At 56.5% G+C, this 223-nt stretch carries 1 protein-coding gene; it reads right to left on the bottom strand.

All coding sequences use genetic code 11. The features are described 5' to 3' along the window. On the bottom strand, window positions 1-223 hold a 223-nt coding region (locus ACXX53_RS23195; protein WP_458571023.1), incomplete at both ends, for a tryptophan synthase subunit alpha.

The raw sequence follows: 223 nt of genomic DNA on the forward strand, positions 1-223 counted from the left end.
CAGCAGCCTGCAGCTCTGAGAACAGCCGATCCATACCATATTGCAGTACAGGATTATAATAAGTGAACAGCACATATGGTATCTTGGCGCCTTCAGCGCGAGCGCGACGCGCAGCCTCCAAGCCGTGTCTGATCGTCGTACCCCCTTGCAGTGCGCGTGCAGACGCGCGCTCGATAATCGGACCATCCGCCAATGGGTCGGAGTATGGAATACCGAGCTCGAT

It is taken from the genome of Paenibacillus marinisediminis, from assembly GCF_054343325.1.